General features: G+C 53.9%; 4 protein-coding genes. 2 read left to right on the forward strand and 2 right to left on the reverse strand.

The genetic code is table 11. The annotated features are described in order from the left end of the window. Window positions 1-10 precede the first annotated feature (10 nt). Both epd and tkt read right to left on the reverse strand, forming a co-directional pair. A complete protein-coding gene (gene epd / locus ACOTZF_RS09635; RefSeq protein WP_057072393.1) occupies window positions 11-1,030 on the reverse strand; it encodes an erythrose-4-phosphate dehydrogenase in 1,020 nt (339 codons plus the stop codon). 357 nt (window positions 1,031-1,387) lie between these two features. Further along, the gene (tkt, locus tag ACOTZF_RS09640; RefSeq protein ID WP_038420542.1) at window positions 1,388-3,379 is read right to left on the reverse strand and encodes a transketolase; all 1,992 of its coding nucleotides are present in this window, start codon (window positions 3,377-3,379) and stop codon (window positions 1,388-1,390) included. 271 nt (window positions 3,380-3,650) lie between these two features. On the opposite strand from tkt, the gene ACOTZF_RS09645 reads away from it, so the two are divergent. Beyond that, a complete protein-coding gene (locus tag ACOTZF_RS09645) occupies window positions 3,651-4,409 on the forward strand; it encodes a M48 family metallopeptidase (protein WP_013098638.1) in 759 nt (252 codons plus the stop codon). A gap of 210 nt (window positions 4,410-4,619) precedes the next feature. Continuing rightward, window positions 4,620-5,888, forward strand: coding sequence for an OprD family outer membrane porin (locus tag ACOTZF_RS09650; RefSeq protein WP_129317949.1), 1,269 nt, complete (start codon window positions 4,620-4,622; stop codon window positions 5,886-5,888). Window positions 5,889-6,000: the final 112 nt, after the last annotated feature.

Consider the following 6,000-nt stretch of genomic DNA (forward strand, 5'->3'; position numbering starts at 1 on the left):
ACGATGCGTCTTACCTGAAACCTTTGGCAGCCATTGCTAACGTGGTGTCGAGCATTCGATTAGCAAAGCCCCATTCGTTATCACACCAGACCAGCGTCTTGATAAGGTGTGCGCCACTGACGCGCGTTTGCGTGCCATCAACAATGGCGCTGTGCGGGTCGTGGTTAAAATCCACTGAGACCAACGGTAATTCCGTATAGTCAACTATACCATGAAATGCCCCCTGTGCCGCTTTTTGCAGCAACAGGTTGACTTCACAGGCTTTTACCGGTTTTTTTACCGTCACGCTGAGGTCAATTGCGGTGACGTTTATCGTCGGTACACGCACGGCAATCGCTTCAAAACGGTCATTAAACTGCGGGAAAATTCGGGTGATCCCGGCAGCCAGTTTTGTGTCCACCGGGATGATTGACTGGCTCGCAGCACGCGTGCGTCGTAAATCCGGGTGGTAGGCGTCGATGACCTGCTGATCGTGCATGGCGGAATGAATCGTGGTCACGGTGCCGGATTCAATGCCATATGCATCGTCTAACAGTTTAATGACCGGAATAATGCAGTTGGTGGTGCAGGAGGCGTTGGAGACAATACGGTGTTCGGCTTGCAGCTCATGCTGATTGACGCCGAAAACGACCGTTGCGTCGAGGTCGTTACTGCCGGGATGAGAGAACAGGACTTTTTTCGCGCCGGCGGTGAGATGCGCTTCGCCGTGTTCGCGGTTGCCATATACGCCGGTACAGTCAAGCACCACATCCACACCCAGTTCACGCCACGGTAGCGCGGCAATATTGCGCTCATGCAGTACGCGGATCGTATCGTCACCGACAAACAGCTGATCCCTTTCCTGGCGCACGTCCCAGGCAAAGCGTCCGTGGCTGGTGTCATATTTCAATAAATGCGCCATGCCCGCAGCATCCGCCAGTTCATTGATTGCCACCACGGTAATTTCCGCCCGACGCCCGGATTCATATAAAGCACGAACCACGTTGCGCCCGATGCGACCGAAGCCATTAATCGCTACGCGTACGGTCATAGATCTCCTGCAAAGCTATCCCTGAGTTCGAGGTGGCTGAAAGAGTAATCCAGCTACGCCCGAAGGGGAATCTTTGCTATCACAAACTGCGATTGATTGGTCAATTGTCGAACATTTAATCGACTGAAACGCTTCAGCAAGAATAAGCGAATCGGGGAATAAAAGGAATGTCTGTCCAGATGAATAAGCGAGCTATATGACTTGCGTCACATTTTGGATGGAATAATTTACAGAGCAGTTACATGTCTGAGGAATAGTGCCTACAAAAAAGCCGGGTGGCGCGCTAGCGCTTACCCGGCCTACTTTCGAGCCATTTGTAGTCCCGGTAAGCGTAAGCGCCACCGGGCAAAACGGCAATTACAGCAGTTCTTTAGCCTTAGCGACAACGTTCTCAACGGTGAAGCCGAACTCTTCGAACAGCTGCTCTGCCGGAGCAGATTCACCGAAGGTGGTCATACCGACGATAGCGCCGTTCAGGCCCACGTATTTGAACCAGTAGTCAGCGATACCCGCTTCAACCGCCACGCGTGCGGAAACGGCTTTAGGCAGTACGGATTCACGGTAAGCAGCATCCTGCTTGTCGAACGCATCGGTAGACGGCATGGAAACCACGCGCGCTTTAACGCCTTCGGCAGTCAGTTTGTCCCAGGCTGCAACAGCCAGCTCAACTTCAGAACCGGTTGCGATGAAGATCAGCTCTGGCTGTCCCGCGCAATCCTTCAGCACGTAGCCACCGCGGGCGATGTTCGCCAGCTGCTCTTCGGTACGATCCTGCTGCGCCAGGTTCTGACGGGAGAGGATCAGCGCGGTTGGACCGTCCTGACGCTCAACGCCGTATTTCCATGCCACTGCAGATTCCACCTGGTCACATGGACGCCATGTGCTCATGTTCGGGGTGACACGCAGAGAAGCGACCTGCTCTACCGGCTGGTGAGTTGGACCATCTTCGCCCAGACCAATGGAGTCGTGGGTATAAACCATCACCTGACGCTGTTTCATCAGCGCAGCCATACGCACGGCGTTACGGGCATATTCCACGAACATCAGGAAGGTAGAGGTGTACGGCAGGAAACCACCGTGCAGGGAGATACCGTTCGCGATAGCGGTCATACCGAATTCACGTACACCATAATGGATGTAGTTACCGGCCGCATCTTCGTTGATTGGCTTAGAGCCAGACCACAGGGTCAGGTTAGACGGTGCCAGGTCAGCGGAGCCGCCGAGGAATTCTGGAAGCCATGGACCGAACGCTTCGATCGCATTCTGAGACGCTTTACGGCTGGCGATTTTAGATGGGTTCGCCTGCAGCTTAGCGATGAACTCGTTCGCTTTCGCGTCGAAGTCAGACGGCATTTCACCTTTCATACGACGGGTGAATTCAGCCGCTTCCTGTGGGAAGGCTTTAGCGTAAGCCGCGAACTTCTCGTTCCAGGCCGCTTCTTTCGCCTGACCCGCTTCTTTGGCATCCCACTGGGCATAGATTTCAGATGGGATTTCGAATGCAGGGTGTTTCCAGCCCAACGCTTCACGGGTCAGCGCGATTTCCGCGTCGCCCAGTGGCGCACCGTGGGAATCGTGGGTGCCCGCTTTGTTCGGAGAACCGAAGCCGATGATGGTTTTGCACATCAGCAGGGATGGTTTGTCAGTGACCGCACGCGCTTCTTCTACTGCACGTTTAATCGAGTCAGCATCGTGGCCATCAACGCCACGCACAACGTGCCAGCCGTAGGCTTCGAAACGTGCCGCAGTGTCATCAGTGAACCAGCCTTCAACATGACCGTCGATGGAGATACCGTTGTCGTCGTAGAACGCAACCAGTTTGCCCAGCTTCAGGGTACCTGCCAGGGAGCACACTTCGTGAGAAATGCCTTCCATCATGCAGCCGTCGCCCATGAACGCGTAGGTGAAGTGGTCAACAATGTCGTGACCAGGACGGTTGAACTGCGCCGCCAGAGTCTTCTCAGCAATCGCCATACCCACCGCGTTCGCAATACCCTGACCCAGTGGGCCGGTCGTGGTTTCAACACCTGCGGTGTAACCCACTTCCGGGTGACCCGGGGTTTTGGAGTGCAGCTGACGGAAGTTTTTCAGCTCTTCGATAGGCAGATCGTAGCCAGTGAGGTGCAGCAGGCTGTAGATCAGCATTGAGCCGTGGCCGTTAGACAGCACGAAACGGTCGCGGTCAGCCCATGCTGGGTTCTGCGGGTTGTGGTTCAGGAAATCACGCCACAGGACTTCGGCGATATCAGCCATACCCATAGGGGCCCCTGGGTGGCCAGATTTGGCTTTCTGTACTGCGTCCATGCTCAGCGCACGAATAGCATTAGCAAGCTCTTTACGTGAGGACATTTTAACTCCAGATCGGACTGTTAAAGGCATGCCCTTGACGACAGCGCGTTTTGGGCTACGCCGGAAAAAAGTGCCAACAATGTAACCCAAGCGGCATGCCATGTACATGGAGCATTCTTTTGCCGCTTAAGAAATCTCTGGATCATGCTCGCATGTTGCGCAATCTGCTCGCCCGGGCCCGTCGATATTCCTTATACTTAGCCCGACCCCGGCTTCGCTGTCGGTGTACTTTTCGGATTTTATTCAGATTAACGAGTACGGAAGCAACCTCATGAAAATGCGTGCATTAGTGCTGGCCCTGGGTACAACGTTCCTGCTGAGCGGTTGTCAGAATATGGATTCTAACGGCCTGATGTCCTCAGGCGCAGAAGCTTTTCAGGCCTATTCCCTGAGCGACGCGCAGGTTAAAGCCCTGAGCGACCAGGCCTGTAAAGATATGGATGGAAAGGCTACGATTGCCCCGGCCAACAGTCCCTACACGCAGCGTCTGAATAAAATTGCCTCTGCGCTTGGCGATAACATTAACGGTCAGCCGGTGAACTATAAAGTGTACGTCGCGAAAGACGTGAACGCCTTTGCCATGGCGAACGGCTGTATCCGCGTTTACAGCGGGTTAATGGACATGATGACCGACAACGAAGTGGAAGCGGTGATCGGCCATGAAATGGGCCACGTTGCCCTCGGCCACGTGAAGAAAGGGATGCAGGTCGCCTTAGGCACTAACGCCATCCGCGCGGCGGCGGCTTCTGCGGGCGGTATTGTGGGCAGCCTGTCCCAGTCACAGCTTGGCGATGTGGGCGAAAAGCTGGTTAACTCCCAGTTCTCTCAACGTCAGGAGTCCGAAGCGGATGACTACTCCTACGATCTGTTGCGCAAACGCGGTATCAATCCAGCAGGTTTAGCCACCAGTTTTGAAAAGCTGGCTAAACTGGAAGCCGGACGTCAAAGCTCCATGTTTGACGATCACCCGGCCTCAGAAGCGCGTGCACAACATATTCGCGACCGTATGGCCGCAGACGGAATTAAATAATTTTGGAAGGAGGCAAATTTGCCTCCTTTTTATTTCGCATGAATTGCTAACTTAACCGCACATATCGATAACACCCACAAAAGCCCCGTCACACCTGCCCTTCACCATTGAAATGTCTGGTCACATAATTATTGCAATCGGTTACTTTTCGGGTAATTATCGAATCCGCAGTAATTCAAATTAATATATTAAGACAGAGACGTTCCCTCCGTGAAAAAAGAATTATCGTTAGTTGCGTTAAGCATATTTGTCACATTACCTGCCGTTGCAAGCCAACAATCAGACAGCCAGGGTTTTATTAATGACAGCCATTTAGATCTGTTTTTACGCAATGCGTATATCAGCCGTGATTATCACCAGGGCCAGCAGGATAAAGCAGAATGGGGTCAGGGTATCATCGCCACCTTTGAATCAGGTTATACCGAAGGAGTGGTTGGCTTTGGCGTAGATGGCATTGCGCAGTATGGCGTGCGTCTGGACGGTGGCCGCGGTAAGAGCGGCGCAGGTGGCATTGACTTCTTTAAACAGGAAGACGACGGACGCGCAAAATCCGATCTGGCGAAATTTGGCGCGACCGCCAAAATGCGCATCTCGAATACCGTACTCAGCTACGGTAATCAGCGTCCCGAGCTGCCAATCATTAACGCCGACAGCTCCCGCCTGCTGTTTGAAAGCTACACCGGCACCATGCTGACCTCTAAGGAGATCGACGGTCTGGAAATCAACGCCGGTTATTTCACCGACGAGCAGCGTAAAAGTGACGATCGCCACGACAGCGGCCTCAAGGGTTTCTCCTTCGGCGGGGCGAGCTACCTGTTTAATGACCAGTTCAGCGGCGCACTGTACGCCTCCCATAATGAAGAGGTGATGAACAAGCAATATCTGGGCATGAATTTCAAACAGCCGTTCAGCACTGGCCAGCAGCTGGTACTCGATTTTAACGGCTACAACTCGCGTCTGGATCAGGGCTACGCAGACAGCCTCGACACGGGCCGCAGCAACACCATCTGGAGCCTGGCGGCGAGCTACATCTGGGATATCCATACGTTCAAAGTGGCGTACCAGCAGAGCAGCGGAAGCACCGGCTACAACTATGGCGGCTACCGCGACCAGGGCGGTGTTGGTGACGGCGGCAACACCATCTGGCTGGCGAACTCCTACTGGTCTGATTTTAATGGTGAAGACGAACGTTCATGGCAGGCGTCTTACGGGCTGGACTTTGGCGGTCTCGGTTTGCCGGGTCTGAGCTGGACCACCGCCTACGTGCGTGGCGACAACATTAAAACCGCTGAAACCTGTAACGGCAAAGAGCATGAATGGTTTAACCAGATCCAGTATCAGGTGCAGGACGGCCCGGCGAAAGATCTGAAGTTGAAACTGCGCTATTCCGTACTGCGCGTCTCCAGCAACGCCAGCGATTACAACGTGGGCGGGGATGAGATCCGCGCTTACGTGGAATACCCGTTTAACGTGTTCTGAGTTTGTCCCCTCACCCTAACCCTCTCCCACAGGGCTGAGGGATCCCCAGTAATATGGTCATGCCACCATGACCATATTACTGTACTCTTTTCCCAGCTTTTTCATCTCGTTA

Source organism: Enterobacter cloacae complex sp. SHL021, assembly GCF_049237765.1.
Classification (GTDB): domain Bacteria; phylum Pseudomonadota; class Gammaproteobacteria; order Enterobacterales; family Enterobacteriaceae; genus Enterobacter; species Enterobacter cloacae.